General features: G+C 65.3%; 1 protein-coding gene and 1 pseudogene. Both read left to right on the top strand.

Features of this window, described 5'->3' with window-relative positions; all coding sequences use genetic code 11:
• Nucleotides 1-257 (top strand): annotated as a pseudogene (locus tag MOV74_RS37495) (nitrate ABC transporter substrate-binding protein); the annotation flags it as partial.
• An 84-nt stretch (nt 258-341) separates the two neighbouring features.
• On the top strand, nt 342-1,731 hold a 1,390-nt coding region (locus MOV74_RS37490), incomplete at its 3' end, for an ABC transporter transmembrane domain-containing protein (RefSeq protein ID WP_246932475.1).

The following is a 1,731-nucleotide window of genomic DNA, read 5'->3' as shown; positions in this document are numbered from 1 at the left end:
GTGCGGCGGACGAGGCCGCGAGCCGCATCGACGACGGCGAGCGCGACCTGGAGCTGGAGCGCCTGCGCACCGTCCTCGTCGACAACATCCTGACCGACGAGGTCAAGCGCAACGGTCTCGGCGGCATCGAACCGCCGCGCCTGGAGCGCTCGATCGACCAGATCGCGCAGGACTTCAAATTCCGGAAACGGCCTAGCGCAGGCGATATCTTCGACGACCGGTTCCTGCCGCCGGTCGCGGCGCGGCTGATCAATTGAGCAAAACTGACAGCTTCCGCTATATCTCGCAGGCGATCCCTGCTTAGAATACGGGCTCCGTCGTCCGATCGAGTTCGTCCCCGCATGTCCATCCTCCGCCTCTACACCCGCGTTCTCGAGTTGCTCGGCAAGGAGGCGCGGCTGGGCTGGCTGCTCGCGGTCGTCAATCTCCTGCTGGCGGGCTCGCAATTTGCCGAGCCGGTGCTGTTCGGCCGGATCGTCGACGTGCTCTCCGGCAAGACGGTGGCCGGTTCGAACTCGGCCTGGCCGTTCCTGGCGGCCTGGGTCGCATTCGGAATCTTCACCATCCTGTGCAGCGCGCTCGTGGCTTTGCAGGCCGACCGGCTCTCGCACCGCCAGCGCCAGGCGGTGCTGACCGACTATTTTGAGCACATCCTGCAACTGCCGCTGACCTTCCACTCCGGCACCCATTCGGGTCGGCTGATGAAGGTGATGCTCAACGGCACTGACGCCCTGTGGCGGCTGTGGCTCGGCTTCTTCCGCGAGCATTTTGCGGCGATCCTCTCGGTCGTGGTGCTGCTGCCGCTGTCGCTCTACCTGAACTGGCGGCTCGCGATCCTCCTGTTCGTGCTCTGCATCGTCTTCACCGCGCTGACCACCTTCGTGGTGCGCAAGACCTTCGGCATGCAGATGGCGGTCGAGGAACACTACAGCGAGCTGTCCGCCCGCGCCTCCGATGCACTTGGCAATGTCGCGCTGGTGCAGAGCTTTGTCCGTGTCGAATCCGAGGTGAAGGGACTGCGCTCCGTCGCCGATCAATTGCTCGAAGCCCAGATGCCGGTGCTGTCGTGGTGGGCGCTCGTCACCGTCATCACGCGCGCCTCCACCACCATCACGGTGCTGGCGATCTTCACGTTCGGTATCGCGCTGCACGACCAGGGGCTCACCTCGGTCGGCGAGATCGTGATGTTCGTGAGCTTTGCGACGCTGCTGATCCAGAAGCTCGAGCAGGTCGTAAGCTTCATCAACAACGTGTTCATGGAAGCGCCGCGCCTGCGCGAGTTCTTTGGCGTGCTCGATGCCGTGCCCGCGGTGCACGACCGGCCCGACGCGATCGATGCCGGCAGGCTGTCCGGCCTCGTCGAGTTCAACGACGTCACCTTCTCCTATGACGGCAAGCGGCCGGCGATCGAGGACCTCACCTTCACCGCGCTGCCCGGCCAAACCATCGCGCTGGTCGGCCCGACCGGCGCCGGCAAATCGACCGCGATCGCGCTGCTGCATCGCGCCTTCGATCCGCAATCCGGCTTCATTAGGATCGACGGCATGGACGTGCGCGGCGTGACGCTGACGTCGCTGCGGCGGAACATCGGCGTCGTGTTCCAGGAGGCGCTGCTGTTCAACCGCTCGATCGAAGAGAACTTGCGCGTCGGCAAGCCGGACGCGACCGAGGCCGAGATGCGCAAGGCGGCAGAGCGTGCGCAGGCGCTCGATTTCATCGAGCGCAGCGGCG

The organism is Bradyrhizobium sp. SHOUNA76 (assembly GCF_023006445.1).
Classification (GTDB): Bacteria; Pseudomonadota; Alphaproteobacteria; order Rhizobiales; family Xanthobacteraceae; genus Bradyrhizobium.
The sequence above is the reverse complement of the archived record's forward strand: the minus strand, read 5'-3'. Positions and strand labels throughout refer to the sequence as shown.